The sequence below is a fragment of the Streptomyces sp. NPDC002809 genome (genome assembly GCF_040295435.1).
Lineage (GTDB): Bacteria > Actinomycetota > Actinomycetes > Streptomycetales > Streptomycetaceae > Streptomyces.
The window spans coordinates 46,151-72,067 of record NZ_JBEOVJ010000027.1; the positions used below are offsets into that span (position 1 = coordinate 46,151).

Annotated in this window: 25 protein-coding genes; 2 read left to right on the forward strand and 23 right to left on the reverse strand. The window is 70.6% G+C overall.

Features of this window, described 5'->3' with window-relative positions; genetic code table 11:
• Positions 1 to 152: 152 nt before the first annotated feature.
• The 17 genes from whiG to ABT025_RS18225 all read right to left on the reverse strand — a co-directional run bounded on the left by whiG (position 153) and on the right by ABT025_RS18225 (position 13,341).
• On the reverse strand, positions 153 to 989 hold the full coding sequence (whiG, locus tag ABT025_RS18145; RefSeq protein ID WP_350995091.1) for an RNA polymerase sigma factor WhiG: 837 nt from the start codon (positions 987 to 989) through the stop codon (positions 153 to 155).
• 290 nt (positions 990 to 1,279) lie between these two features.
• Complete coding sequence (dprA, locus tag ABT025_RS18150) at positions 1,280 to 2,557, reverse strand: DNA-processing protein DprA (protein WP_350995094.1); 1,278 nt, start codon at positions 2,555 to 2,557, stop codon at positions 1,280 to 1,282.
• Positions 2,554 to 4,182, reverse strand: a complete 1,629-nt coding sequence (locus ABT025_RS18155) for a YifB family Mg chelatase-like AAA ATPase (RefSeq protein WP_350995096.1) — start codon at positions 4,180 to 4,182, stop codon at positions 2,554 to 2,556. The genes dprA and ABT025_RS18155 overlap by 4 nt, the downstream gene beginning before the upstream one ends.
• The gene (locus tag ABT025_RS18160) at positions 4,182 to 4,541 is read right to left on the reverse strand and encodes a YraN family protein (RefSeq protein WP_350995097.1); all 360 of its coding nucleotides are present in this window, start codon (positions 4,539 to 4,541) and stop codon (positions 4,182 to 4,184) included. Before ABT025_RS18160 ends, ABT025_RS18155 begins: the two co-directional genes overlap by 1 nt.
• Positions 4,542 to 4,625: 84 nt before the next feature.
• Positions 4,626 to 4,934: a DUF2469 domain-containing protein gene (locus ABT025_RS18165; protein ID WP_003965949.1), complete on the reverse strand. Its 309-nt coding sequence runs from the start codon at positions 4,932 to 4,934 to the stop codon at positions 4,626 to 4,628.
• A gap of 64 nt (positions 4,935 to 4,998) precedes the next feature.
• The gene (locus ABT025_RS18170) at positions 4,999 to 5,487 is read right to left on the reverse strand and encodes an NUDIX hydrolase (RefSeq protein WP_350995098.1); all 489 of its coding nucleotides are present in this window, start codon (positions 5,485 to 5,487) and stop codon (positions 4,999 to 5,001) included.
• A complete protein-coding gene (gene lepB, locus ABT025_RS18175; protein WP_350995099.1) occupies positions 5,477 to 6,226 on the reverse strand; it encodes a signal peptidase I in 750 nt (249 codons plus the stop codon). Before lepB (ABT025_RS18175) ends, ABT025_RS18170 begins: the two co-directional genes overlap by 11 nt.
• A gap of 49 nt (positions 6,227 to 6,275) precedes the next feature.
• Positions 6,276 to 7,181, reverse strand: a complete 906-nt coding sequence (gene lepB, locus ABT025_RS18180; RefSeq protein WP_350995101.1) for a signal peptidase I — start codon at positions 7,179 to 7,181, stop codon at positions 6,276 to 6,278.
• Between the two features lie 51 nt (positions 7,182 to 7,232).
• Positions 7,233 to 8,132 carry a signal peptidase I gene (gene lepB, locus ABT025_RS18185; protein ID WP_350995169.1) on the reverse strand — a complete coding sequence of 300 codons (900 nt, stop codon included), beginning with the start codon at positions 8,130 to 8,132 and terminating at the stop codon, positions 7,233 to 7,235.
• Positions 8,029 to 9,108, reverse strand: coding sequence for a signal peptidase I (gene lepB / locus ABT025_RS18190; protein ID WP_350995103.1), 1,080 nt, complete (start codon positions 9,106 to 9,108; stop codon positions 8,029 to 8,031). The genes lepB (ABT025_RS18185) and lepB (ABT025_RS18190) overlap by 104 nt, the downstream gene beginning before the upstream one ends.
• Positions 9,101 to 9,871: a signal peptidase I gene (lepB, locus tag ABT025_RS18195; RefSeq protein ID WP_350995105.1), complete on the reverse strand. Its 771-nt coding sequence runs from the start codon at positions 9,869 to 9,871 to the stop codon at positions 9,101 to 9,103. Before lepB (ABT025_RS18195) ends, lepB (ABT025_RS18190) begins: the two co-directional genes overlap by 8 nt.
• A 45-nt stretch (positions 9,872 to 9,916) precedes the next feature.
• Complete coding sequence (gene rplS / locus ABT025_RS18200) at positions 9,917 to 10,267, reverse strand: 50S ribosomal protein L19 (protein WP_350995107.1); 351 nt, start codon at positions 10,265 to 10,267, stop codon at positions 9,917 to 9,919.
• Positions 10,268 to 10,395: 128 nt separating this feature from the next.
• On the reverse strand, positions 10,396 to 11,217 hold the full coding sequence (trmD, locus tag ABT025_RS18205) for a tRNA (guanosine(37)-N1)-methyltransferase TrmD (RefSeq protein ID WP_350995109.1): 822 nt from the start codon (positions 11,215 to 11,217) through the stop codon (positions 10,396 to 10,398).
• Positions 11,217 to 11,825, reverse strand: a complete 609-nt coding sequence (rimM, locus tag ABT025_RS18210) for a ribosome maturation factor RimM (protein ID WP_350995111.1) — start codon at positions 11,823 to 11,825, stop codon at positions 11,217 to 11,219. Before rimM ends, trmD begins: the two co-directional genes overlap by 1 nt.
• 79 nt (positions 11,826 to 11,904) lie before the next feature.
• Positions 11,905 to 12,144 carry an RNA-binding protein gene (locus ABT025_RS18215; protein WP_014153811.1) on the reverse strand — a complete coding sequence of 80 codons (240 nt, stop codon included), beginning with the start codon at positions 12,142 to 12,144 and terminating at the stop codon, positions 11,905 to 11,907.
• Positions 12,145 to 12,146: 2 nt separating this feature from the next.
• The gene (rpsP, locus tag ABT025_RS18220; protein ID WP_136329608.1) at positions 12,147 to 12,590 is read right to left on the reverse strand and encodes a 30S ribosomal protein S16; all 444 of its coding nucleotides are present in this window, start codon (positions 12,588 to 12,590) and stop codon (positions 12,147 to 12,149) included.
• 157 nt (positions 12,591 to 12,747) lie between these two features.
• A complete protein-coding gene (locus ABT025_RS18225) occupies positions 12,748 to 13,341 on the reverse strand; it encodes a hypothetical protein (RefSeq protein WP_350995114.1) in 594 nt (197 codons plus the stop codon).
• Positions 13,342 to 13,919: 578 nt separating this feature from the next.
• Here ABT025_RS18225 and ABT025_RS18230 point away from each other — a divergent pair.
• Positions 13,920 to 14,774 carry a class I SAM-dependent methyltransferase gene (locus tag ABT025_RS18230; protein ID WP_350995116.1) on the forward strand — a complete coding sequence of 285 codons (855 nt, stop codon included), beginning with the start codon at positions 13,920 to 13,922 and terminating at the stop codon, positions 14,772 to 14,774.
• A 189-nt stretch (positions 14,775 to 14,963) separates the two neighbouring features.
• On the opposite strand, the gene ftsH is transcribed toward ABT025_RS18230, so the two are convergent.
• The 6 genes from ftsH to nsdA all read right to left on the reverse strand — a co-directional run bounded on the left by ftsH (position 14,964) and on the right by nsdA (position 24,770).
• Positions 14,964 to 16,880, reverse strand: a complete 1,917-nt coding sequence (ftsH, locus tag ABT025_RS18235) for an ATP-dependent zinc metalloprotease FtsH (protein WP_350995118.1) — start codon at positions 16,878 to 16,880, stop codon at positions 14,964 to 14,966.
• Positions 16,881 to 17,053: 173 nt separating this feature from the next.
• Positions 17,054 to 18,607, reverse strand: coding sequence for a signal recognition particle protein (gene ffh, locus ABT025_RS18240; protein ID WP_350995120.1), 1,554 nt, complete (start codon positions 18,605 to 18,607; stop codon positions 17,054 to 17,056).
• Positions 18,608 to 18,739: 132 nt separating this feature from the next.
• Entirely contained in the window at positions 18,740 to 21,193 is a 2,454-nt protein-coding gene (locus tag ABT025_RS18245; RefSeq protein WP_350995123.1) for a [protein-PII] uridylyltransferase, read from the reverse strand.
• 31 nt (positions 21,194 to 21,224) lie between these two features.
• A complete protein-coding gene (locus ABT025_RS18250; protein ID WP_136330688.1) occupies positions 21,225 to 21,563 on the reverse strand; it encodes a P-II family nitrogen regulator in 339 nt (112 codons plus the stop codon).
• The gene (locus ABT025_RS18255; protein ID WP_350995125.1) at positions 21,560 to 22,912 is read right to left on the reverse strand and encodes an ammonium transporter; all 1,353 of its coding nucleotides are present in this window, start codon (positions 22,910 to 22,912) and stop codon (positions 21,560 to 21,562) included. The genes ABT025_RS18250 and ABT025_RS18255 overlap by 4 nt, the downstream gene beginning before the upstream one ends.
• A 382-nt stretch (positions 22,913 to 23,294) precedes the next feature.
• Positions 23,295 to 24,770, reverse strand: a complete 1,476-nt coding sequence (gene nsdA, locus ABT025_RS18260) for a transcriptional repressor NsdA (protein ID WP_350995127.1) — start codon at positions 24,768 to 24,770, stop codon at positions 23,295 to 23,297.
• 422 nt (positions 24,771 to 25,192) lie between these two features.
• On the opposite strand from nsdA, the gene ABT025_RS18265 reads away from it, so the two are divergent.
• Positions 25,193 to 25,852, forward strand: coding sequence for a bifunctional DNA primase/polymerase (locus tag ABT025_RS18265; RefSeq protein WP_350995129.1), 660 nt, complete (start codon positions 25,193 to 25,195; stop codon positions 25,850 to 25,852).
• The last annotated feature ends 65 nt before the right edge of the window (positions 25,853 to 25,917 follow it).

The window sequence follows — 25,917 nt, forward strand, 5'->3', positions numbered from 1 at the left end:
GCTCGAATCCTGGGCACACCACCACTCTACGGCGGCCGGTGTTCACGAGGGGGCGGGCGGCCCCGATCGTTGACCGAAGTGCTTCTGCGGGGAGGCTGCCGCCAGGCCGCCTGAGGCTCGGCCAGGGACTGCCCGGGGCCCGTCGGGGGGTCTCAGCGCCCGGCGTCGGCCAGCTTCGCGCGCAGTTGGAGCACCGACTTGGTGTGGATCTGGCTGACCCGGCTCTCGGTCACCCCGAGGACGTTGCCGATCTCGGCGAGGGTGAGGCCCTCGTAGTAGTAGAGCGTGACGACCGTCTTCTCGCGGTCCGGGAGGGTGTTGATCGCGCGGGCGAGGAGCCTTCTGAGCTCATGGTCCTCGGCCACCTCCACCGGGTTGTCGGCGGCGGTGTCCTCCAGCGTGTCCATCAGGCTCAGCCGGTCGCCGCCCTCACCGCCCACGTGGAGCAGCTCCTCCAGCGCGACGACGTTGGCGAGTGACAACTGGCTGAAAACCGCGTGCAGTTCCTCCAGCGCGATGCCCATCTCGGCGGCGACCTCCGTCTCCGAGGGGGTGCGTCGCAGTTGCGCCTCCAGGGTGGCGTAGGCGCGCTCCACCGCCCGTGCCTTCTGACGCACGGAGCGCGGGATCCAGTCGAGCGCCCGCAGTTCGTCGATCATCGCCCCCCGGATGCGGGTGATCGCGTAGGTCTCGAACTTGATCGCGCGCTCGATGTCGAACTTCTCGATCGCGTCGATCAGCCCGAAGACCCCGGAGGAGACGAAGTCCGCCTGCTCGACGTTGGACGGCAGGCCCACGCTCACCCGGCCGGCGACGTACTTCACCAGGGGCGAGTAGTGCAGGATCAGCTGCTCCCGCAGCCGCCCGTCGCCCGTGGTCTTGTACGAACGCCACAACTCGTCGAGCGAGGAGGGGGCGGGCGGGCGCACAGTGCCACGCGCAGCCGGTGGTACTGCCGCGCGGTCAGACCCGGAGGTGTGCTGGGGCATGTGGTGCCTTGAGCCGTTCTGCCGTGAAGTGCTGGGGGACTTGCGTCTGGGCCGGAATCCTTGTGAGCGTAGCGTGACTGATGTGTAGCGGTCCGCGCAGGATAGGGGATCGGTGCTGCGCGCTTCCCGGCGAGCGGACATGGAGCACGCCGGGGCGGCGGGCACGACTGCGCACCTGGGCGAGGACATGACCGGCCTCCGGGGCCGCCGCCTCACGCGCCGGCCCCGGAGGCGTCACTGAAGGATCCACCGAGGTCATCGGCATCACCTTTTCACCCGAATGCCCCAGGTCAAGAACCGCCTCGCCGCGCGTCGCCATTGCATGTCGGCCGCTTCGTCAACCTCCATCCATCGCCTTCGCGTTCGACGAACCCCAGTGAGTGCAGTTCGTACAGCTTGCCGAGCGCCTCGTCCGCACTCGTGGCCGCAGCGCGCGCGACCTCCCGTCCGTTGACGAAACCACGGGCCGGCAGGGCGTCAAGCACCCTGCCGCAGACGGGATCCAGGTGATCGCGGGGCAGCATCGGGCCTCTCCTGGAGGGAGCCAGGTCCCCGATGTCCCCAACCAGTTCGGCGACTTCCGCAGCGTCCGTCACCAGCACGCCCTCACCCCGCAGGAGTTCGTGGACGCCGGCCGACAGACCGCTGGTGGCGGGGCCCGGTACGCCCATGGTGTAGCGGCCGAGCCGTTGCGCGCTGCGCGCCGTGACCAGTGAACCGCTGCGGTACTCGGCCTCGACGACGACGGTTCCCCGCGTCAACGCGGCGATCACCCTGTTCCGGAGAATGAATCTGCTGCGGGTGGGATGCTCGGCCGGCGGCAGTTCGCCGAGGACGAGCCCCTGTTCGGCCACACGTCCGATCAGCTCGGCATGGCCGCGCGGGTAGGCGACGTCCACCCCGCAGGCCAGTACCGCCATCGTCGCGCCACCGGCGGCCAGGGCGCCGCGGTGAGCCGCCCCGTCGACCCCGAAGGCCGCGCCCGAGACGACCACCCATCCCCGCTCCGCGAGACCTGCGCCGAGCGTCGTCGCCATGTGGGCCCCGTACGGTGTGCAGGCACGGGCGCCCACCACGGCGACCGAGCGCAGCGCCCAGAGCCGCAGATCGGGCCTCCCCCGCACCCAGAGCCCAGTCGGCCTGGCGTCGCCCAGGTCGTCGAGCTGACTCGGCCACTCCCGGTCGCCGGGGCAGACGAAGCGCCCGCCCACCGAGGCCGCCGCCGCGAGGTCCCGCTCGGGTTCCACCGCCTGGGCCCGCAGCCGGTAGCCGGCCAACCGCCTGGCGGTCATCCCGCTCAGCCGCTCGGCCGATCCGTCCCGGGTGGTGATCCGCCGCATCAGCTCGGCGCCGCCGTGGTCACGCAGCCAGCGCCCGCCTCGCACGTCCCCGGGCTCCATGACCCGGGTCAGCGCCGCCCGCGCCAGCCGCTCCCGGTCGCTCACCCCGCCGGAAGAGCCCGCCCGGCCCGGCGTCGGCTGCTCACCGGCCGCCTGCCCGTCCGGCTCGCCCGTCCGCCCCGCTCCCCCGGCCGCTTCCGCGAAGCCCTCGGTCCGGGGCCCGGTCATGACGCCCCCGCAGTGGTCATGGGGACCCCGCGCGGGATCCCGGTCCGCAGCTCCAGGGCCACCCCGATGTCCGAGGCGTCCGGGCGCTCGGCACCGCGCAGGTCGGCCACGGTCCACGCCACCCGCAGCACCCGGTCCAGACCGCGCGCCGTGAGCATGCCCCGTTCCATGTCACGCTCGGCCGCCATGAGCGCTCCCGGTGCCGCGACCAGCCTGGTCCGCAACTCGTGCCCCGGCACCTCGCTGTTGGTGGTCCACGGGGTGCCCGCCAGCCGCTCCGCGGCCCGCTCCCGGGCCCGGATCACCCGGGCGGCGACCGTCCCGGTCGACTCTCCCCGGCCGCCCTGCCCCATCAGGTCCTCGCGCCTGACGGGGTCTACCGTCACCCGCAGATCCACCCGGTCCAGCAGCGGTCCGGAGAGCCTGGACTGGTACCGGCGGACCGCCGAGGGCGGGCAGTCGCACCCCGCCCCGCTCAGGGTGTGCCGCCCGCACGGGCAGGGGTTGGCGGCGAGCATCATCAGGAAGCGGGCCGGCAGCCGCACCACCCCGGCGCTGCGCGCCACCACCACATGCCCCGACTCCAGCGGCTGACGCAGCGCGTCCAGCGCCCGTACGGAGAATTCCGGAGCCTCGTCCAGAAAGAGAATTCCGCGGTGTGCCAGCGAGACCGCGCCGGGTCGCGGCAGTCCGTTGCCCCCGCCGACCAGCGACTGCATGGTCGCGGAGTGGTGGGGTGCGCAGTAGGGCGGACGGGATACCAGGGGTTCGCCCGGCGGCAGGATGCCCGCCACCGAGTGCACCGCGGTCACCTCCAGGGCTTCCTGCCTGGTCAGCGGCGGCAGGATGGCGGGCAGCCGTTCGGCCAGCATGGTCTTGCCCGCGCCGGGCGGCCCCGACAGCAGGAGGTGGTGTCCGCCCGCGGCGGCGATCTCCAGGGCCTTGCGCGGCCGTTCCTGGCCTGCGACGTCCGCCAGATCCGGCCGGTGGCCCTCGCCGTGTGCCGACCTGCCGGCGATCCCGGTGCCCATGCCCGCGCCGGGCACCATCAGCCCGGCCAGCATGGTGTCTGGGCGCCCCTGGTCGTGGGCCTCCGCCTCATCGGGCACCGGCTCGTCGCAGAGGACGGCGATCAACTGCCGCAGGCTCCGGACCCCGAGCACGGAGACCCCGGGCACCAGGGCCGCCTCACCGGCGGTCTGCTCGGGAACGACCACCTGGCGGTACCCGGCCTCCGCCGCGGCCAGGACGGCGGGCAGTACCCCGCGCACGGGACGCACCCTGCCGTCCAGCCCCAGCTCCCCGATCATCACGACATCAGCGATCAACGCGGGGTCGATCCGCTCCGCGGCGCCGAGCACGGCGCACGCGACGGCGAGATCGAAGCCCGAGCCCCCCTTGGGCACCGAAGCAGGTGACAGTCCGACCGTGAGTTTCTTCTGCGGCCACTCCGCCCCGGAGTTGACCACTGCGGCCCTGACCCGGTCCCGGCTCTCCACCAGGCTCTTGTCCGGCAGTCCCACCAGGGTGAATGCCGCGACCCCCGCCTCCAGGTCCGCCTGGACCTCCACCACCACGCCCTCGACACCGACCAGGGCCACCGAGCAGGCACGTGCGAACCCCATCAGGCCACCCCCCGCGCATGCTCGGCCAGGGGCGCGCCACGCCTGGGCAGCACCACACCGACCAGGTCGATGCGCACCCCGCCGGGCGGCGGACCGCCGCACCTGGCCAGCCAGAGCTCGGCCAGCCGCCGCAGACGATCCGCCTTGGCCGGGGTGACCCCGGCCATCGGGTGCTCGAAAGCCCCCGCCCTGCGGGTCTTCACCTCGCAGATGACGAGAGCGTCACCGTCCTTCGCGACGATGTCGATCTCGCCGGCGCGACAGCGCCAGTTCCGTTCGAGTACGGACATACCGGCGTCGGTCAGCAGCCGTACTGCCAGATCCTCGCCGTACCGCCCGAGTGCCCCCCGTGCGTTCATATCGGCACCACCTCCGGCACCGACTGTGACGCGTCCGCCCCCAACTAGTGGATCTTGGTGGACAACTTCTCCGTTGTGGACAACTCAGCCACCCGGAAGCTCGAGATCGCTCTTGTTCAGCTCCTCGATGTTGACGTCCTTGAACGTCAGAACCCGTACCTGCTTGACGAACCGTGCGGGCCGGTACATGTCCCAGACCCAGGCATCCGCCATGGACACCTCGAAAAACACCTCGCCCTGGACCGAGTGCACCTGCATCTCGTAGTCGTTGGTGAGGTAGAAGCGCCGTTCGGTCTCGATCACATATTTGAACAGACCGACGACATCGCGGTACTCCCGGTAGAGCTTCAGCTCCATCTCGGTCTCGTACTTCTCGAGGTCCTCGGCGCTCATTGGCATGTTCCCCTTCAGCCGTGCGTTCCCCCATTGTGCGCCAGGGCCCGGCTCCCCCGGTCGCTCAGGCGATTTCGGGGGCCAGAACCAGCGGCGTACGCGGAGGACCCTCGTCGAGCAGCGTGCGCAGCAGCTCGGCGAGTCTGGTCGGGTACACCGTCTCACGCGCCGCCGACAGTTCGGCGGAGGTCCACCACCTCAGCCCCGCGACACTGCGGCGTTCCAGCCCGGTCTGCCCGCTGGTGTCCGTCGTGGTCTGCGCCGTGCGGGCCAGGAAGTACCACTCGTCCTGGTCCCAGCGCCGCCCGTCGAACGGAAAGGAGCACATCCGCCGCCAGAGCAGCGGGCCCAGCTCGACGTCCGTGATTCCGGTTTCCTCGGCCAGCTCCCGCAGGGCGGCCTCCTCCCGGGTCTCGTCGCCCTCAAGACCGCCGCCGGGGGTGAACCACCAGGTGCTCGACGGGTCCTCCGGTTCGAACCCGTGCATCAGCAGAATGCGGTCGTCCGGATCGAGGAGCACCAGACGGGCGACCTTGCGCGGCTCACCGGGCACCAGCGGTCGCCTTCCCCTGCTTGTTCCGCTTCGACCGGTCGAACCGCGCCGCGACAGGTCCGTACACGGCACCGCCCAGGATGAGGACCACGCCCCCGGCCATGGCGGCGAGCTGAAGCTTCAGCGGTCCCTGGGACGACACCCCGCCGGGCAGCGCGGCAAAGGCCTGCGGCCGTCCGATCATGCCGCCCAGCGGCCACGCGACGGCGTCCACCCGGGCCTGCACGGCGCTGCGCGGCACCGCGCCGCGCCCGGTCTCCGTCAGATGGACCCGGGAGTCCAGCGAGGACCTGCGGTCGTCACCCAGGAGGAAGAGCTTGCCCTTCGGCACCTCGGTCGTGAAATCGATCGCCGAGGCCGGGTCCCCCGCCTGAAGATACGATTCCGCGACGGGTATGCCATTGACCGTGAGCCGGCCGTCCTTCTCGCAGCAGGCGACTTCGTCGCCGCCGATGCCGACGACCCGCTTCACCATCGGCATGTCGCCCCACGCCTCGTCGGTGAAGACCACCACATCGCCCCGGCGCACCTCGCTGCCGTCCACCCGCTGCGCGAGGACCCGGTCGCCCGCGTTCACCGTCGGGGTCATCGACTCGGTCGGCACCGTGTACGGCCGGTACACAACGGCTGCCCAGGCGAAGCCGCCGAGGAAGAGCACACAGCCGACGGCCACGGCCAGCCCCGACAGCCTGCTGCCGAGCCGGCCTCGGCCGTCACCCGTACGTCCTGTTCCACTCATCGCAGCGTCCCCCATCGGAGATCGACAATCGCTGATCCGAGTCGGCACCCTACCCGGCGGTACGCCTGCTGGTCAGCCTCCTGCGGCGCCACAGCACGAGAGGCAGCGCACCCGCGGCACCGAACGCCCCCGGGGCCAGACCTGCGGCCGTCTCGATCCCCGGCTGATCGAAGGTGTCCGGTACCGACAGCGTCGCCCAGCGATTGACCGGCCACGCCACCACCACGGCCCGCCCCACCACATCCTTGACGGGCACGAAGCCCTTGGTCGCCTCGTCGGTGTGATAGCGCGAGTCCGAGGAAGCCTGCCGGTGGTCGCCCATCACCCAGATCTTTCCCTCGGGCACGGTGAACGGCCCGAAGGGCTTGTCGTCGCACGCCGAGTTGCCGGGGAAGACGTAAGGCTCGTCGAGCGCCTTCCCGTTGACCTCGACAGGACCGCCCTTCGCGCACTCCACGGTGTCACCGCCGACCGCGATCGTCCGCTTGATCAGGTCCTTCTCCTTGGCCGACGGCATCAGACCGATGAAGCTCAGGACGTCCTGCACCACGTTCGACGCGGGGGTCGGCTCGCCGGCCAGCCAGTTGTCCGGATCGTGGAACACCACCACCTCACCGCGCTCGGGCTCCGAGCCGAACCACGGCGTGAGCTTGTCCACCAGCACCCGGTCGCCCCGCTGCAGCGTGTCCTGCATCGAGTCCGACGGGATCGAGAACGCCTGGACGAGAAACGTCTTGATCAGCAACGCGAGAACCAGTGCGACGACGATCAGCAGCGGCAGTTCCTTCCAGAGGGGACGCTGCTTCCGTGCCTTTTTGCCGTCCCCGTCCGCAGCCCGCGTCTCCGCGGGCGCGTCCGAACCCGGTGCACCCTCCGGCAGACCGGAGGCAGGGTCGGCGGGCCGGTCGGGAGAGTCCGTGGGCTCTCCGTGCCCAGGCGGTGCACTGGCAGCCATGTCACTCACGTTCCAGTCCTCACTCCGCGGCCCGCATCGAGCCGCCATCCACTACTGACGGCCGGAATCGAGCGCGGCCCGCCGGCGTCGCCAGAGCACGAGCGGCACAGCCCCGGCGATGCCGATCGCACCGGGCGCCGCGGCCATCGCGGCGTTCAGCCCCGGCTGGTCGAAGGTCTTCGGGATCGGCAGGGTCGCCCAGCGGTTGATCGGCCATGCGATGACCACGGCCCGGCCCACCACCTCGTCGGTCGAGACGGTGCCGCCGCCCGGCAGCGCCTGGTGATAGCGGGAGTCGAGGGAGTTCTGGCGGTGGTCGCCCATCACCCAGATACGGTCCTTGGGAATCTTGATCGGTCCGAACGGCTCGTCGTTGCAGGCGGTGTTGCCCTCGAAGATGAACGACTTGTCGTCCAACGCCTTGCCGTTGACCGTGACCGGCCCGTTCTTCTTGCACTCCACCGTGTCACCGCCGATCGCGATGACGCGCTTGATCAGGTCCTTCTCCTCGGCCGACGGCATCAGACCGATGAAGCTCAGGAACTTCTGCACCACGTTCGGGTCGGGTGCCGCCGTGTCCTCCAGCCAGCCGCCCGGGTCGTGGAAGACGACCACTTCCCCGCGCTCGGGCTCAGCGCCGAACCACGGCGTCAGCTTGTCCACCAGCACCCGGTCGCCCCGCTGGAGCGTGTTCTGCATCGAGTCCGAAGGGATCGAGAACGCCTGCACGAGAAACGTCTTGATCAGCAGCGCGAGGATGAGCGCGATACCGATGAGGAGGGGCAGCTCCTTCCAGAAGGAGCGGGGCTTCTTCTGCGCCGTGCTGCCGCCGCTCGATGAGCCGACGTCACTCTCCGTCGAGTCCGCCGTCGTCCCGGCGGGCTCGGCATTCCCCGGTTTGTCCGGCCGGTCCTCGGGTTCGCCGTGTCCGGATCGTGCGCCGACCGCCAAATCCCCCACATCCACTCCTTATTCCGTGCCACCGCCTGCGCCCTAGCCGGTGCAGGCCCACCACTCCCATAACGAGCGGGAGTTCCGCAGGGGTCGGGAGCCGGATCATTCCGTTGGGATCCGGGGACACACTATTCGACGGTCCGGGGGCAGCCGCCGTCCCGGCGCGCGCGTCCGGGACGGAGGAGAACGTCGAACGTTCCTCCAGTTCATGCCAGTGCCCGAAGGGCCAGGCGATCACCACGGCCCGTCCCACGACCGCATCCTCGGAAACCGTGCCGTTACCCGTCTTGTCCAGGTGGAATCGCGAATCGGCAGAATTGGAGCGATGGTCCCCCATCACGAAGATTCTTCCGGCTGGAACCTTTACCTCGAATTTGATCGTGGAGGGCGAATCGCCGGGAAAGACGTAGGGCTCGTCGACCGCGACCCCGTTGACGATGAGCCTGCCGTCCTTCTCGCAGCACCTCACCGTGTCACCGCCGACAGCGACCACCCGCTTGATCAGATCCTGCTCGTCGTCGGAGGGGAGCAGCCCGATGAAGGTCAGCACCTCCTTCACCTGCTTGATGACGACAGGTGACTCCTCGACTTCCCCCACCGGGTTCGGCGGCGGCCAGTCCGAAGGATTCTTGAACACGACGACGTCGCCACGCTGCGGCTTGGAGCCGAACCAGGGCGTCAGCTTGTCGACGAGCACCCGGTCACCGATCCGGATGGTCTGTTCCATCGACCCCGACGGAATCACGAAGGCCTGGACCAGAAAGGTCTTGAGGACGAGCGCGATCACCAGTGCGACGGTGATGAGCAGGGGTATCTCCCTCACCGCCGACCTGCGCCGCTTCCGCTTCACCTTGCGGGCCAGCTTGCGCCGCTCGGCGCGAGTGGGCAGCGAGCGCGCGGCCGTCGGCCGGGTGCCGGTGGGCAGCGGAATCTCCGGATCCGCGGCGTCGTGCCTCCGCCCGCGGTTACCCATGCGCCGGACCGGGCGCCGGGATTCCGTCGAATGCGTCGGTGTCCGGAACGGACCCCAGACGGCCCAGCGGCCAGCCGAACCAGTCGGCGCGGCCGATCACCTTGTCGACGGGCACCATGCCGCCGCCCGGCTCACCCAGGTGATCGCGGGAGTCACGGGAATTGCTCCGGTGGTCGCCCATCATCCACAGCGTGCCGTCCGGCACGACGATGTCGAAGGGCACCCGGGACGCCGTGTCCCCCGCGAACAGGTAGTCCTCGTCCACGGCCCGACCGTTCACCTCGACCCTTCCGCGTTTGTCGCAGCAGACCACCCGGTCACCCCCCACGCCCACCACTCGCTTCACGAAGTCGGTCTCGGCGGGCTCCGCGAGCCCGAGCGAAGCCGCCGCGCCGCGCAGCAGCCCGGTCACGGGGTTCTCGGGCGGCGTCTCCTGGACGAACGAGCCGGTGCCGTCGAACACCACCACGTCGCCGCGCTGAGGTACGGAGCCGAAACGGTACGCCAATTTGTTGACGAGCACCCGGTCCCCGACCTGCAGCGTGGACTCCATCGAGCCACTGGGGATCAGGAAGGGCTGCACCACGAAGTTGCTGAAGAGGAGCACAGCGACCGAGCAGACGGCACCGAGCGCAAGGGTTCGGCGCCACGACATCGAGGCAGCCCACCGGCTCGGGATACGCGAAGAGCGCGACCTCTCCTCCGGTCCCGTAGCGGGTGCGGAGGAGCGGTCGCGCTCCTGGGGCTTTGCTTCCGTGTCCATCGGGGCCAGAGCTTATCCGGCCGTCCTGTGGACGAGGGAGTCAGCTCAGCGGTCGCGCTTCTCCTTGATCTTCGCGGCCTTGCCGCGCAGCTCACGGAGGAAGTACAGCTTGGCGCGACGGACGTCACCGCGGGTGACGAGCTCGATCTTCTCGAAGATCGGGCTGTGCACCGGGAAGGTGCGCTCGACGCCGACGCTGAAGGAGACCTTGCGGACCGTGAAGGTCTCGCTGATGCCCGCACCCTGGCGACGGATGACAATGCCCTTGAACTGCTGGATACGGGAGCGGTTGCCCTCGATCACGCGGACGTGGACGTTGACGGTGTCGCCGGGGCGGAACGCCGGGACGTCGGTACGCAGCGATGCGGCGTTGACGTCATCGAGCAGGGAAGCCATGGTGTCTGCTTTCTTCGCCGATGCCACAGGTCATCGACGGGAGAGTGTGATGAGTTCGGGGTGCTGATCGCGTCGGACGGGCGTCTTTCCCCCTGTGGCAGGGGCGCACGCGGACGTACAGCAGTCGCCTATTGTTCCACGGCTTGGGGCCTGCGCCAAAATCGGCCGCCGGGCTCCGGTGACCAGCCGAGGATGGAGAGCATCTCGCGGTCCTTCTTGTCGAAGGCCGTCGCCTCGCAACGCTCGATCAGATCGGGCCGGTTGAGTGCGGTTCGACGGAAGGCCTCGTCCCGGCGCCAGCGCGCGATCCGCCCGTGATGGCCGCTGAGCAGTACGTCCGGGATCCCCCGGCCACGCCACTCGGGCGGCTTGGTGTAGACGGGACCCTCCAGCAGGTTGGCCATCGCCCCGGGCGCGAAGGAGTCGTCCCGGTGCGATTCGGCGTTGCCGAGTACGCCGGGCAGCAGCCGGGCCACCGCCTCCGTGATCACCAGCACCGCGGCTTCACCGCCGGCCAGCACGTAGTCGCCGATGGACACCTCGACGACCGGCATCCTGGTGGCATACTCCTCCGTCACCCGCCGGTCGATGCCCTCGTAGCGGGCCGGGGTGAAGATCAGCCAGGGCCGCTCGGAAAGCTCGACGGCCAGCTCCTGGCCGAAGGGCCGGCCGCTCGGCGTGGGCACCACGAGCACCGGGGAGTGCGCCCCGGACTCGTACCCGTCCGCCAGGACCTCGTCCAGCGCGTCGCCCCACGGCTCGGTCTTCATGACCATGCCGGGACCACCGCCGTAGGGGGTGTCGTCGACCGTGTTGTGGCGGTCGTACGTCCACTCCCGCAGATCGTGCACATGCACACCGAGGCGTCCGCGGGCACGGGCCTTGCCCACGAGCGAGACGTTCAGCGGTTCCAGGTACTCGGGGAAGATCGTGACGACGTCGAGCCGCATCAGACGTCTTTCCCGGGTTCGGTGGAACCCTCCTCGGAAGACCCGGCCCCGGACTCGGCCGCCGCCTCCTCGTCACGCGTGGACACCACGATCGCCTGGCTCTCGTCGATCAGACCCGGCGGCGGCGTGATCACCACGCGCTGCTCCTCCAGGTCGATCTCGCCGACGATCTCCTCGACGAACGGGATCATGACCTCGGTGCCGTCGGGACGCTCCACGATGAAGAGGTCCTGGGACGGCAGGTGCGTGATCTCGGTGATCCGGCCGATCTCGGTGCCGTCGGCGAGGACCACGTCCAGGTCCATCAGCTGATGGTCGTAGAACTCCTCCGGATCCTCCGGGAGCTCCTCCGGATCCACATCGGCGATCAGCAGCGTGTTACGCAGCGCCTCGGCGGCCGTACGGTCCCGTACGCCCTCGAATCGCAGCAGCAGCCTGCCGCTGTGCACCCGGCCGGTCTCGATCGTCAGCGGCCCCGTCGAGGCCGGCTCGGTGGCCAGTACGGCGCCGGGCCCGAGCCGGAGCTCCGGCTCGTCCGTGCGCACCTCGACGGTGACCTCACCCTTGATGCCGTGGGCGCGACCGATCCGCGCGACTACCAACTGCACCTTGTGTCTCTCCTGTCGTACGACGACGGGCCGGGGTGGGCGCATGGCCCTCCCCGGCCCGTGCCGGTGTTCAACTCTGTCAGCGAACCTGATCCACATCGACGAGGTCGACGCGGATACCACGGCCGCCGATGGCGCCCACGACGGTACGCAGCGCACGTGCGGTGCGGCCGTTACGGCCGATCACCTTGCCGAGGTCATCGGGATGAACCCGAACCTCGAGCACGCGTCCACGGCGCAGATCACGCGAGGCGACCTGCACGTCGTCGGGGTTGTCAACGATGCCTTTCACGAGGTGCTCGAGAGCCTCCTCGAGCATGCTCAGGCCTCGGTCGACTCGGCGGGCGCAGCTGCGTCAGCAGCCTCGTCCGCCTTCTTGTCGGCCTTCTTCGCCTTCTGCGTGATGGCCTCGCCCTTGGACTCCTCGCCGGCGTCCTTGGTGAGGGCCTCGAACAGGGCGCGCTTGTCAGGCTTGGGCTCCGGCTGCAGCAGCGGCGCGGGGGCCGGGAGGCCCTTGTGCGCCTGCCAGTCACCGGTGAGCTTCAGGATGGCGAGAACCGGCTCGGTCGGCTGGGCGCCGACGGAGAGCCAGTACTGCGCGCGCTCTGCGTTGACCTCGATGCGCGAGGGGTTCTGCACCGGGTGGTACAGGCCGATCTCCTCGATGGCCCGACCATCACGGCGGGTACGGGAGTCGGCGACGACGATGCGGTAGTGAGGCGAACGGATCTTGCCCAGACGCTTCAGCTTGATCTTGACTGCCACGGAAGTGGTGTCTCCTGGTCTATGACGTGGTTGGGCACAACAAGATGCCACGTGGGGTTGCGGTACTCGGAGTGCCCGATGGACGCGTCAGCCGGAGGAGAGAGGGGTCCTATGCGACTGTCGAGTACAGCTAGCCATTGTGCCACACCACATCGCCTCACCCCACCGCGACCACTGCTTCCGGGATCCGGAACGGCTTTCCGCAGCCACCGCAGACGATCGGCGCCTGCGCGAGGACCGACGGGACGACGCGCACATTGCGACCGCAGTCGCAGACGGCCTTGACCCGCACGCCTCCTCCGGAGGAGCCGTGCCGGGCCGCGGGCCCGCGGAAGGAGCGCTTGGTGTCGGCTGCGGTGGCGACGCTGTGCGCCTTGAGGGCGCGCTGCAGCCGTTCCATCGTCGGCCGGTACCGGCGCTTGGCTTCGGGGTTGAGCGTGACCAGCGAGAAGCCACTGCTGGGGTGGGGCTCCTCGGCGTGATCGAGGCCCAGCTCCTCGGCGATCGCGAGGAATCGACGGTTGTGGTATCGGCCGGCGCGCGAGGTGTCGCGGACACCTCGGGCGGCGGCAATGCCATGGACTGCCTCATGGAGCAGTCGCTCGAAGGAGAGTTCGGCGCCACAGGCGGACGAGGACTCTCCGATCAGGGACTCGGGCGCGGCTAGATCGGGCAGCTCGGAGTGGTACCGCTGAATGTCGGCCCACGCCTGTGCCAGCTCTGCGGCAAGTACAGGTGGTGTCGTGCTCACGTCGTGACAACGAGCGCGAGTGCCCCGGTGTTCCGATTCCGGGCCATCCCAAATATTTTGCACGTACCAGTCAGTTGCCATTCATGCGTCCTGACGAGGGCGGGTGCGCTGATCTGCGGAGAAGACTCACAGCTCGCACCAAGGTGGTACGTAGCGCCGCGTACGCCCGAGCGCGTAGACAGCGCGTACGCCCCCCACTGCCGGTGCGGGCGCCGGGCGCGGTAACCGACAGTACCCGGCGCACCGCCCGCCCCCTCGTCCCTCCCCCGAGCAGCGCCGCAGCCCCCGCGTGGCCCGGCGCCGAGCGCTCGACGTGCCCACCCCCGCGCGCCGGGTGAGACTGGGACCGCAGCACGGGAAGCACAACCCCCGGGCCGCGACGCCCTGCAGGCGTTCCGGTCCGGGCGCATCGCCGGCCACCGCCGCGGGCAACCATGGCCCGCAGACCCCTGGCCGCGGCGGCCGATGCGCAGTTCTCTGGCATACGGGGGAAGCGCGGACGTACGGCCACGGGGAGATCGTCCATCAGGTACGACCCATCGGTATGACCGGCATCTCGGCGGATTGGGGCGCATTCCATGACACCAACGCTCGTCCGGCACCACACGCAGGCGAAGTCGTCCGCGCCCGTGGACACCGGCTCCCGCGCCCGTGACTGGGCCGAGATCCAGGAGCGGATGCTCGCGCCGCTCTACGAGGCGGTGTACACACGGCTCGAAGTCGGACCCGCCACGCAGATGCTCTCGCTCGGCTGCGGCTCCGGACTCGCGCTGCTGATCGCGGCCGGCCGCGGGGCACGCGTCACCGGGGTCGACCCCGACCTCGAACGTCTGGCGCTCGCCCGGATCCGGCTGCTGGCCGGCCCGGAGTACGAGCACGTGCCCGGGACCGCCGGACCGCAGCTCCTGGAGTCCCTCCCGGGCACGGCGGCCGGCCACGAGCCCTACAACCTGATCACCGCGTTCACCCCGATCGGCTGCTCCCCCGACGACGGGGAGGAACTGGTGCGGACGCTCGGCACCGCGGTGCCCCCGGCCGGCCGGCGCAGCACGGTCGTCCTGACCGGCTGGGGGCCGCCCGAGCGGTGCGCCACCGATGCCGTACTGCGTGTGGCGACCCGGCTGGCGGAGGGCTCGGGAACACCGCGGGCCGCGAGCCGGCGCGGAGCGCGGCGGGACGATCTGGAGAACGTGGCGTTCCGGGCGGGGCTGAAGCCGGACGGTTCGGGGCGGGTGGCGTGCCCGTTCGGCTACGCGGACGTCGACAGCGCCGTACGCGGCCTGCTGTCGACGCGGCTCTTCGACGCCGCGGTGGAGGCGACGGACCGGTCCCAGGTGGAGAAGGAGGTGGCGGAGGCCCTGCATCCGCACCTGCGCCGGGACGGCACGGTCTGGATGCCCAACGTGTTCCGCTACCTCGTCTGCACGACGTAGGACCTCACGACGCGGGACCTCACGGCACAGAAGCCCCGCGTCCTCCAGAACCTCACGCCGCAGAACCTCACGCCGCAGAACTTCACGCCGCGTGACTCCGGAGGGCAGGTCCGCGCGGGCCTGCCCTCCGGAGTCACGCCGGGCCGGCCCCGGGAGTCGCTCCGTACCCGCCCGTCGCCATCGAAGCGGCTACTTCATCAGCCGGGTGATCCCGGCCGCCCGGTAGGCGTCCGCTTCGTCCAGGGTCTCGTTCGCCAGCAGCGCCGTGGCCAGGGAGTCCAGCCGGTCCCGGTTCTCACGCAGCAGCCGGCATGCCTCCTCGTAGCACTCGTCGACGATGCGCCGCATCTCACCGTCCACCGCGTCCAGCGTCGCCGGTGCTGCCGAGAGTCCGTACGCCTGCTGTGCATCACCCGGGATCGCCGTGAGCCGGCCGACCTTGTGGCTCATGCCCCAGCGGCCCACCATGCCCCTGGCCAGGTTGGTCACCTGCTCCAGATCGCTCTCCGCACCGGTGGTGATGACGCCGAACACCACCTGCTCGGCCGCCATGCCGCCGAGCGCGCCGATGATCCGGCCGCGCAGGTACTCCTCGGTGTACGCGTACTTGTCGGCGTCCGGCGTCGAGAGGGTGACGCCCAGCGCCCGGCCGCGCGGCACGATGGTGACCTTGCGGACCGGGTCCGAGCCCGGCTGGAGCATGCCCAGCAGCGCGTGCCCGCTTTCGTGGAACGCCGTCCGGCGGCGCTCCTCGTCCGACATGACGAGCGAGCGCTCCGCCCCCAGCTGGACCTTCTCCAGCGCGTCCGAGAAATCGGCGCCGTTCACCTCCGGCTGCCCCCGCTTCACGGCGAGGAGCGCTGCTTCGTTGGCGAGGTTGGCGAGATCGGCGCCGGTCATTCCCGGGGTCGTACGGGCCACCTGGGCCAGGTCCACGTCCCCGGCCATCGGGATCTTCCGGGTGTGGATCTCCAGAATCGCCTCCCGGCCGTTCTTGTCCGGCGGGCTGACCTGGACAATCCGGTCGAAGCGGCCGGGCCGGGTGAGCGCCGGGTCGAGTACGTCGGCGCGGTTGGTGGCCGCGAGCACCACCACACCCTCGGAGCCGGAGAAGCCGTCCATCTCCGTGAGGATCTGGTTGAGCGTCTGCTCGCGCTCGTCGTGCCCGCCCATGCCCGAGCCGCCGCCGCGGGCCCGTCCGATGGTGTCGATCTCGTCGATGAACACGATGGCGGGGGCGACCTTGCGCGCCTCGGCGAAGAGCTCCCGGACCCGGCCCGCGCCGACGCCCACGATCATCTCGATGAACTCGGATGCCGAGGCCGAGAAGAACGGCACCTCCGCCTCTCCCGCAACCGCTCTCGCCAGCAGCGTCTTGCCGGTGCCGGGAGGGCCCGCGAGCAGCACTCCCCCGGGCATCCTGGCGCCCATCCTCCGGTAGGCATCCGGGTTCTTCAGGAAGTCGACGACATCGTTGAGCTCCCCCTCCACCTCGTCGATGCCCGCCACGTCCTTGAACGTCGTACGCCGGTCCCCCTCCAGCTCGACCGGTTTGGGCGGGGCCTTGCGGCCGAAGCCGCCCATTCCGCCACCCATCCCACCGCGCGACATCCGCCGGGCGATGAACACCCACAGCAGGACGAGCAACAGCATCGGTGCCAGCGAGATCAGCAGGTTGGCGAGGAAGCTGCGCTCCTGGACGACCGGTTCGGCGGTGACCGTGACGTTGTCCTTGACCAGCTCCCCCCAGAGGTTGTCATCGGCGAAGGCGGGCCGCTGGGTGACGAACTTGGTGTACTTCTCGTCGCTGCCCGGGACCTTCGCCTCCTTCTTCAGCTGCCCCTGGATGGCATCGCCCTTGGAGTAGATCTTGGAGACGTTGCCGGAGGTGACCTGCTTGCTGAACTCCGTGTAGGCGATCGTCGGCTCGTTCTTTCCGTTGAAGAACGACAGCACCAGATTGGCGATCAGATACACGGCCAGCGCGGTCAGCAGGAGTCCGCCCCAGCCTCCCGGCATCTTCCGGCCCGGTGGCGGTGGCTTCGGCGCGCCCTCGGAGCGCCAGGGCTGGTCGGTGCGGTCGCGGGGAGGTACGGGATTGGTCACGCGGTCTCCTCTGCCGACAGCCATTGAGCCGACATTAAGGGAGATATGCGGGCGAAGCCCTCGGAGCGGCGGTCCGCTGGGCCCATGGAGGGACCTCGCCCCCTCGCGCACACGCCCGAGGGGGCGCCCGCCGTGAAGCGGGCGCCCCCTCGGGACGTGACTCGGCGGGCTGCTCAGCCCATGAACTTCTTGAACTCGTCCGGCAGCTCGAAGTTCTTGGCTTCCTGACCGGCCGGCAGACCGAGCGCGCCGCCCTGGGCCGCCTGTTCGCGGCGGGCCGCCTCGGCCTGCTCCTCGGCCTTGCGCTTCATCGGGTTACCGCTCTTGCGCTTGCCCTTGGCCTGCTTGACCTGCTTCTTCTGCCGACCGGGGCCGCCGCCCATGCCCGGCATCCCGGGCATCCCCGGCATGCCGCCGCCCTGTGCCATCTTCGACATCATCTTGCGGGCCTCGAAGAACCGCTCGACCAGGTTCTTCACGGCGCTGACCTCGACACCGGAACCCTTGGCGATACGGGCACGCCGCGAGCCGTTGATGATCGTCGGCTCGGCGCGCTCCTTCGGGGTCATCGACTTGATGATGGCTGCGGTGCGGTCGACGTCGCGCTCGTCGATGTTGTTGATCTGGTCCTTGATCTGCCCCATGCCGGGCAGCATCCCGAGCAGCTTGGAGATGGAGCCCATCTTCCGGACCTGCTCCATCTGGGCCAGGAAGTCGTCGAGCGTGAAGTCCTTCCCGCCCTTGCTGGACGCCAGCTTGGAGGCCATTTGAGCGGCCTCTTCCTGGCTGAAGGTCTTCTCCGCCTGCTCGATCAGGGTGAGCAGGTCACCCATGTCGAGGATGCGTGACGCCATGCGGTCGGGGTGGAAGGCGTCGAAGTCCTCGAGCTTCTCACCGTTCGACGCGAACATGATCTGCTTGCCCGTGACGTGGGCGATCGACAGGGCCGCACCACCGCGGGCGTCGCCGTCGAGCTTGGAGAGCACCACGCCGTCGAAGCCGACGCCGTCGCGGAAGGCCTCGGCGGTGTTGACCGCGTCCTGGCCGATCATCGCGTCGACGACGAAGAGGATCTCGTCGGGGTTGACGGCGTCGCGGATGTCCGCGGCCTGCTGCATCAGCTCCTGGTCGATACCGAGGCGGCCGGCGGTGTCGACGACGACGACGTCGAACTGCTTGGTCCGGGCGTACTCGATCGAGTCCTTGGCGACCTGGACCGGGTCACCGACGCCGTTGCCCGGCTCCGGCGCGTACACCGCGACACCGGCACGGTCGGCGACGACGCTCAGCTGGTTCACGGCGTTGGGGCGCTGGAGGTCACAGGCGACGAGCAGCGGGGAATGGCCCTGGCCCTTGAGCCAGACGCCGAGCTTTCCGGCGAGGGTCGTCTTACCGGCGCCCTGGAGGCCGGCCAGCATGATCACGGTGGGCGCGGTCTTCGCGAACCGCAGCCGACGGGTCTCGCCACCGAGGATGGAGACGAGCTCCTCGTTGACGATCTTGATCATCTGCTGCGCGGGGTTCAGCGCCTGGGAGACCTCGACGCCGCGCGCCCGCTCCTTGACCTTGGCGATGAAGGACCGGACGACGGGGAGCGCGACATCGGCTTCCAGCAGGGCGATACGGATCTCGCGAGCCGTGGCGTCGATGTCCGCCTCGGACAAGCGGCCCTTGCCCCTGAGGTTCTTGAAAGTCGCGGCAAGGCGGTCGGAGAGAGTATCGAACACGGCGCTCGTCGGTCCTCAGGGTCGGGGGCGGGGGCAGGTAGTCGTCCCCCAGGGTATCCGGACGCCGGGGAACGCAAAGCCCTCGCCCGGTTTACGTGCAGGACCGGGGCTCCGCGTTCCCCGGCGTCCGGCTCAGCCGAGCGCCTTCTCGATCTCCCGGGCCAGCTCCGCGGCCCGCTCCGCGGAGAGCGGATCGCCCTCCGCGTCCGTGACGTAGACCGTGTCCACCGCGTTCGCCCCCAGCGTTGACACGTGCGCGCTGCGCACCCGTACCGCGCTCTGTTCCAGCGCCCGGCCGATCCGGTGCAGCAGGCCGGGGGCATCCTGGGCGCGTACCTCGATCACCGTGGCCAGCTGCGAACCGGCGGCCGCGACCGTCACCCTCGGCGGCGGGGCCTTCACCCCGCGGCGCCTCGGGTAGGCGGCCTCCCGCTCGGCCAGGCGGGCCCGGATGTCCAGAGAGCCGTCCAGGGCGCGTACGAGGTCGGCGCGCAGCCGGGCGGCCTGGGGCAGGGAGCCGTACTCGGCCGCGACACGCCAGCTGAGCAGCAGCAGGTCCGCGGTCTCGCCGAGTTCGGTGGGTAGCTCCACGGCCCGCAGGTCCGCGGCGCGGACGGTGAGGCGGTGCAGGGCGAGGACCCCGGCGGCGGCGGGGAGGACGCCGGGCCGGTCCGGGAGGGCGATGAGGAGTTCGACGCCGACGGGTTCGGGGCCGCCGTCCTCGTGCGGGGTCTCCGCCTGGGCGTGCAGGGCGAGGACCGGTTCACCTGTGCGCAGGGCCTCGATGGCCAGGCGCTCCTGTTCGGCGCTGGGCGCCGCGGGCTCCGGTTCATCGGGCGCCTCGCCGGCGAGGACCGCCGCGACGCGTTTGACGAGGTCGGCGACGAGGGAGGCGCGCCAGGTGGACCAGGCGGCGGGCCCGGTGGCGAGCGCGTCGGCCTCGGTGAGTGCGTGCAGGAGCTCCAGGGTGGCTGCGCTCCCCACGGCGGTGGCGACGGAGCGGACGGTGGCCGGGTCGTCGAGGTCGCGGCGGGTGGCGGTCTCGATGAGCAGCAGATGGTGACGTACGAGGGTGGCGATGACGCCCACGTCGTGCTGGTCGAAGCCGATCCGGGCGGCCATGTCGCGGGCGATGACCTCACCGGCGACGGAGTGGTCGCCCGGCCAGCCCTTTCCGATGTCGTGGAGCAGCGCGGCGACGAGCAGGAGGTCGGGCCGGCCGACGCGGCGGGTGAGGGAGGAGGCGCGGACGGCCGCCTCGACGAGGTGGCGGTCGACGGTCCAGGTGTGGACGGGGTTGCGCTGGGGCCGGCAGTGGACCCGTTCCCAGTCGGGCAGGAGCCGGGTGATGAGCCCCTCCGCTTCCAGGGCCTCCCAGACGGGGACGGTCGCCTCGCCCGCGCCGAGGAGCGTGACGAGTTCCTCCCGGGCCTCGGCCGGCCAGGGCACCGGCAGCGGCTTGGCTGCGGTGGCGAGGTGGCGTACGACGTGGCGGGAGAGCGGCAGCTCGGACTGGGCAGCGGCCGCGGCGGCGCGCAGGACGAGGACCGGGTCGCGTTCGGGCCGGGCCGTGCGGGCGAGGACGACCTCGCCGTCGGCCTCGACGACGCCGTCGGCGAGCGGGGTGCGGTCGGTGGCCGGGGCCCTCCCGCCGCCGAGCATGGCGCGCAGCCGGGGGCGGACCGAACGGGCCCGCAGCACCCGGTTGACCTCGCGCCAGGTGACGTCGGTGGCGTACGAGACGGTGCGTGCGGCCTCGTACACCTGGCGCAGCAGCGCGTCGGCGTCGAGAAGGCCGAGGGAGGCGGCGACCTGGTCCTGCTCCTGGAGGGCCAGGCGGTCGGTGGCACGGCCGGTCGTGAGGTGGAGGGCGTCGCGGGCGTCGAGGAGGACCCGGCGGGCCTCGGCGAGGCCTTCGCGGGGGGCGTCGGCGACCCAGGAGGCGGCCACGGCGCGCAGAGCGGTGGCGTCTCGCAGTCCGCCCCGGGCCTCCTTGAGGTCGGGTTCCAGGAGGAACTGGAGCTCGCCCTGGCGCTCGGCCCGTTCGCGGCAGAGCTCGTCGAGGGCGGGCAGGCGCTTGGGGGCGAGGTTCCGCCAGTCGGCGAGGATCGCGGTGCGCAGGGAGGCGACGAGTCCGAGGTCCCCGGCGACGGGCCGGGCGTCGAGCAGGCCGAGCTGGACCTTGAGGTCCTCCCCGGCCGTCTTGCGGGCTTCGGCCGGGGTGCGTACGGAGTGGTCGAGGGCGAGGCCCAGGTCCCAGACGGGGTACCAGACGCGGTCGGCGAGGGCCGCGACCGCTCCGGCGTCGGCGCTGCCGTCGTGCAGGAGGAGGAGGTCGAGGTCGCTGCGCGGGGAGAGCTCGCCGCGGCCGTAGCCGCCGACGGCGACGAGGGCGGCGCCCCGGACGCCGGCCTGTTCGGCCGCGGCGGTGAAGAGGGCGGTCAGCCACTCGTCGGTGAGCGAGGCGAGGGCCGCACGGCGCGGCGGCCCGGACTGCGCCTTCTCCTGGAGAAGGCGCAGCCGGGCCGCCGCGTAGCCGCTGGGTCCCGAGTCCTCGGATTCGGTGGTCACTTCGGTGCTCGTCACCCAGCTGCCTTTCCGTATGCGGAACAGTCGGTCAGAGTGCGTCCGGGCCGCGTTCCCCGGTGCGTACGCGGATCGCGGTCTCGACCGGGACGCTCCAGACCTTGCCGTCACCGATCTTGCCGGTCCGGGCGGCCTTCACGACGACGTCGATGAGCTGTTCGGAGTCCTCGTCCTCGACCAGGACCTCGATGCGGATCTTCGGGACGAGGTCGACGGTGTACTCGGCACCCCGGTAGACCTCGGTGTGGCCGCGCTGACGCCCGTAGCCGCTGGCTTCCGTGACCGTGAGGCCCTGGACGCCGAAGGCCTGGAGGGCCTCCTTGATCTCGTCAAGCCGGTGGGGCTTCACGACTGCGGTGATGAGCTTCATGCGTCCACCTTCTTGTTCGTCGGGGCTGCCGTGGTGCCGGGCGCGGGAGGTGCGGTGCGCGAGGCCGCACCGCCGCCGGCGCCGCTGAAGTCGTACGCCGTCTCGGCGTGCTCGACCTGGTCGATACCGGAGACCTCGTCGTCCTCCTCGACCCGCATCCCGATCGTCTTGTCGAGCAGGAAGGCGAGGATCGCGGAGACGACCAGAGAGTACGCGAGGACCGCGAAGACACCGACGGCCTGCTTGCCGAGCTGGTCGAGACCGCCGCCGTAGAAGAGGCCCTTGGCGTCGGACTGGACTCCGCCGGTGGCGAAGAAGCCGATGAGCAGGGAGCCGACGACACCGCCGACGAGGTGGACGCCGACGACGTCCAGGGAGTCGTCGTAGCCGAGCTTGTACTTGAGACCGACCGCCATGGCGCACAGCACACCGGCGATGGCACCGACGGCGATGGCACCGAGCGGGCTGACCGCGCCGCCCGCCGGGGTGATGGCGACGAGTCCGGCGACGGCGCCGGAGGCGGCACCGAGCGTGGTGAAGGAGCCGTGGCGAAGCTTCTCGTAGCCGAGCCAGGCGAGCATCGCCGCGGCGGTGGCGACCTGTGTGTTGACGAACATGACCGCGCCGACGCCGTCGTCGTTGCCAAGCCACGAGCCGGCGTTGAAGCCGAACCAGCCGAACCAGAGCAGACCGGCGCCGAGCATGACGAGCGGCAGGCTGTGCGGCCGCATCGGGTCCTTCTTGAAGCCGACGCGCTTGCCGATGACGAGGATCACGCCGAGGGCCGCGGCACCCGCGTTGATGTGGACGGCGGTACCGCCGGCGAAGTCGATGACGCCGAGCTCGAAGAGCCAGCCGCCCGCGCCCCAGACCCAGTGCGCGACCGGGAAGTAGACGACGGTGACCCAGAGGGTGATGAAGAGCGCCCACGAGGTGAACTTGACCCGGTCGGCGAGGGCACCGCTTATCAGGGCCGGGGTGAGCACGGCGAACATCAGCTGGAACACGGCGAAGACGTACACCGGGATGGTGTAGCCGTCCCAGAGTTCCGTGACGCCGATCCCGCTGAGGCCGACGAAGTCCTGGCTCCATCCGATGATCGAGCCGGCGTCGGTGCCGAAGGCGAGGCTGAATCCGTAGAGCACCCACAGGATCGTGACGATCCCGAGGCTGATGAAGCTCATCATCAGCATGTTGAGGGTGCTCTTGACGCGGACCATGCCTCCGTAGAAGAAGGCCAGGGCCGGGGTCATGAGCATCACCAGGGCCGAACAGATGAGCATGAACCCGGTGTTGGCGGCAGACAGCGTCGGGGCGTCTGCTGCAAGCGTCGTGATGCCTGGGGGCATCGGCGTCTCCTCGTCGTCGGTGCGGCCGCGTGCGGGGGCGGTGGGGCGTAACCACGTGCGGGACCACTGGGGAAAAGGTGCGGGCCGGTTATGCGCCATGAGATTCGCCCAGCGCCGTTTCCGCCGATGCCACACGATGTTTCGCCGCAGTGACTAAGAGGACCACCGTGTTACGTCCCCATGAACCACCCGTGCCGTACCCGCGCTCGGGCCTACTCTGCGGCCGGAGCCGCATACGGTGCGGTTACGACGCTCCGGCAGGGGAACGACCACACGAACCGGCCACGGCGACCACCCGCTGACCAGGCAATCGGGGGAGCCGAAGTCGGTCGGTGCGGGGTGGTTGCCGTGGCCGGGGCAGGCGGGACCTTCAGAACACGCCTCAGACCGCTTCGGCGGTCTCGGGCAGCTGTGCGCTGAGAAGGTCGGTGAGCCGGGCGACCTCGGGAATGTCCCCGAAGTCCCTGGCCGCGGTGTCGACGGTCTTGCGAAGCCGGGTGTTGACGCGTTCCGAGCGGACCTTCTTGGCGACGCGCAGCGCCTGCTCGGCCAGCACGGTGGACTCCTCGGGCTCGCGCTTGAGGAGGTGGACGGTGGCCAGGCCGACCAGATTGAGTGCGTACGACCGCTGGTGCTCGTCGTCCTCGCCGAAGAGCTCGACCGCCCTGCGCATGACGGGTTCGGCGAGCGATGCGTACGTGGGGCTGCGTCCGGCCACATAGGCCAGGTCACGGTAGGAGTGGGAGTTCTCGCCGTTGAGCTCGGCCTCGGAGAAGAAGCGGATCCAGTCGGGTTCGGGCTCGCCGTCGATCCCCGCGTCGAGGAAGGTGTCCTCGGCCATCCGGACGGCTCGCTTGCACTTGCTGGGCTGGCCCATGTTGGCGTAGGCGCGGGCTTCCATCGCATACAGCATGGCCTGGGTCCGCGCGGTGGCGCAGTCGCGGCTGCCGTACTGCGCGAGGTGGATGAGCTCGAGTGCGTCGTCGGGGCGGCCGAGGTGGATCATCTGGCGGCTCATGCTGGACAGGACGTACGAGCCCAGTGGCTTGTCGCCGGCCTCCTTGGAGGCGTGCAGGGCGAGCACGAAGTACTTCTGGGCGGTGGGCTGGAGGCCGACGTCGTAGCTCATCCAGCCCGCCAGTTCGGCCAGTTCGGCGGCGCAGCGGAAGAGGCGCTTCGCGGTGGCGGCCGGCTGCGGTTCCTGGAGCAGGTCGGTGACCTCGTGGAGCTGGCCGACGACGGCCTTGCGGCGCAGCCCGCCGCCGCACTGGGCGTCCCACTGGCGGAACATCGCGGTGGTGGACTCCAGCAGGTCGAGCTCGGGTCCGGAGAGCCGGGAGGGGCGGCGGGCGGCGTCGGCCGACTCCGGCTCGACTGATCCGCCGGACGCGACGGGCACCAGCCAGCGCTGCATGGGTTCGATGAGGGCAGGCCCGGCGGCGAGCGCGAGCGAGCTGCCGAGGAACCCGCGGCGGGCGAGCATCAGGTCGCTGCGGGAGAACTCGCTGAGCAGGGCGACGGTCTGGGGGCCCGCCCAGGGCAGATCGACGCCGGCCACGGAGGGTGCCTGGTGGGCGGCGCGCAGCCCCAGGTCCTCGACGGCGACGACGGAACCGAAGCGCTCGGAGAACAGCTCGGACAGGATGCGCGGGATCGGTTCGCGCGGCTGCTCACCGTCGAGCCAGCGCCGCACCCGCGAGGTGTCGGTGCTGATGTGGTGGGCGCCCATCTGCCGCGCTCTGCGGTTCACCTGCCGGGCCAGCTCGCCCTTCGACCAGCCGCTGCGCACAAACCATGATCCCAATTGCCCGTTGGGGCGCTTGCCGGCATTCGAATCGCCTGCGCCGCTGCCACTCACTGGAACGCCCCCATCCGCCGAATACTGTCGCGCGAACCTCTATCAGAATGCCGCGAACCGATGCTGCCCGTATGCAGGTTGCCCACCATCGAACAGAAAATCGGGTTGCCCCCGGCATACCCATGAGCGCACATACTTCCATGCTTCGCGTACCGACGGTAATCCTACGATCACCCGCTCGGCGAGGGCGTTCGCAGAAACGCCACCATTCGCCACCCCTTCGAATGAACGCCACCGCGGCCGGGCGCGATTCACTTGACAGTCAGCGATCAGAGATGGGCGCAGAGCGCACTCAAGGGCGCACGCGGGGTCTCGCACTCCCGGGGTGCACCCCGCGCTCACGCCGATCGCCAGGGACGACGGAATGCCATAACGGCACTCCGGCTCGTAACCACCGGTGCGTCGGACCCGTTGGAGGGGGCATGGGCTTCACGATCGGCGGCATCCGCGAGATGCGATCCGGCGCACGGCGCCGCGGCCGTGCGGCCGAGAGCACCGCGGTGGCCGAGTACACGGGGCTTTGGGGCTGGGCGGTCGTGCCGGGCGCGCGGGCCGCGGACGGCAACTGCTCCTGCGGGGAGGCTGGTTGCCCCTCCCCCGGTGCCCATCCGCTGGACCTCGCTCAGGAGGTGCCGGCCGGGGCGACGCTCGACACGGCGGCGCGCGCGTGGGCCGACGTGCCCGGTGCCGCGATGCTGCTGCCGGTGGGCCGCAGCTTCGATGTGCTCGATGTCGCGGAACAGGCGGGGCGCCGGGCGCTCGTGCGGATGGAGCGGATGGGGCTGCCACTGGGCCCGGTGGCGGTGACCCCGGCCGGGCGGGCGCAGTTCTTCGTCGCGCCCGGAGCGGCCGCCGGACTCCCCCGGCTGCTGTACCGGATGGGCTGGGACGACACGGGCCTGGACCTGCGGGCGTTCGGCACCGGCTCCCACATCACCGCGCCGCCGTCGGACCAGGGGGGTCTGGGCCCGGTCCGCTGGCTGCGCCCGCCGTCCCTGGACACTGCGGCGGCGCCCCCCGAGGCCCGGCTGCTGCTGGGCACGCTGGCGTACATCTGTCACCGGCTGGGCCCCCGCGGCTGAACGCCCGGTCGGCTCCCCCGCACAGCGAGGAGCCCGGCCGCAGCGCGTGCGGCCGGGCTCCTCGC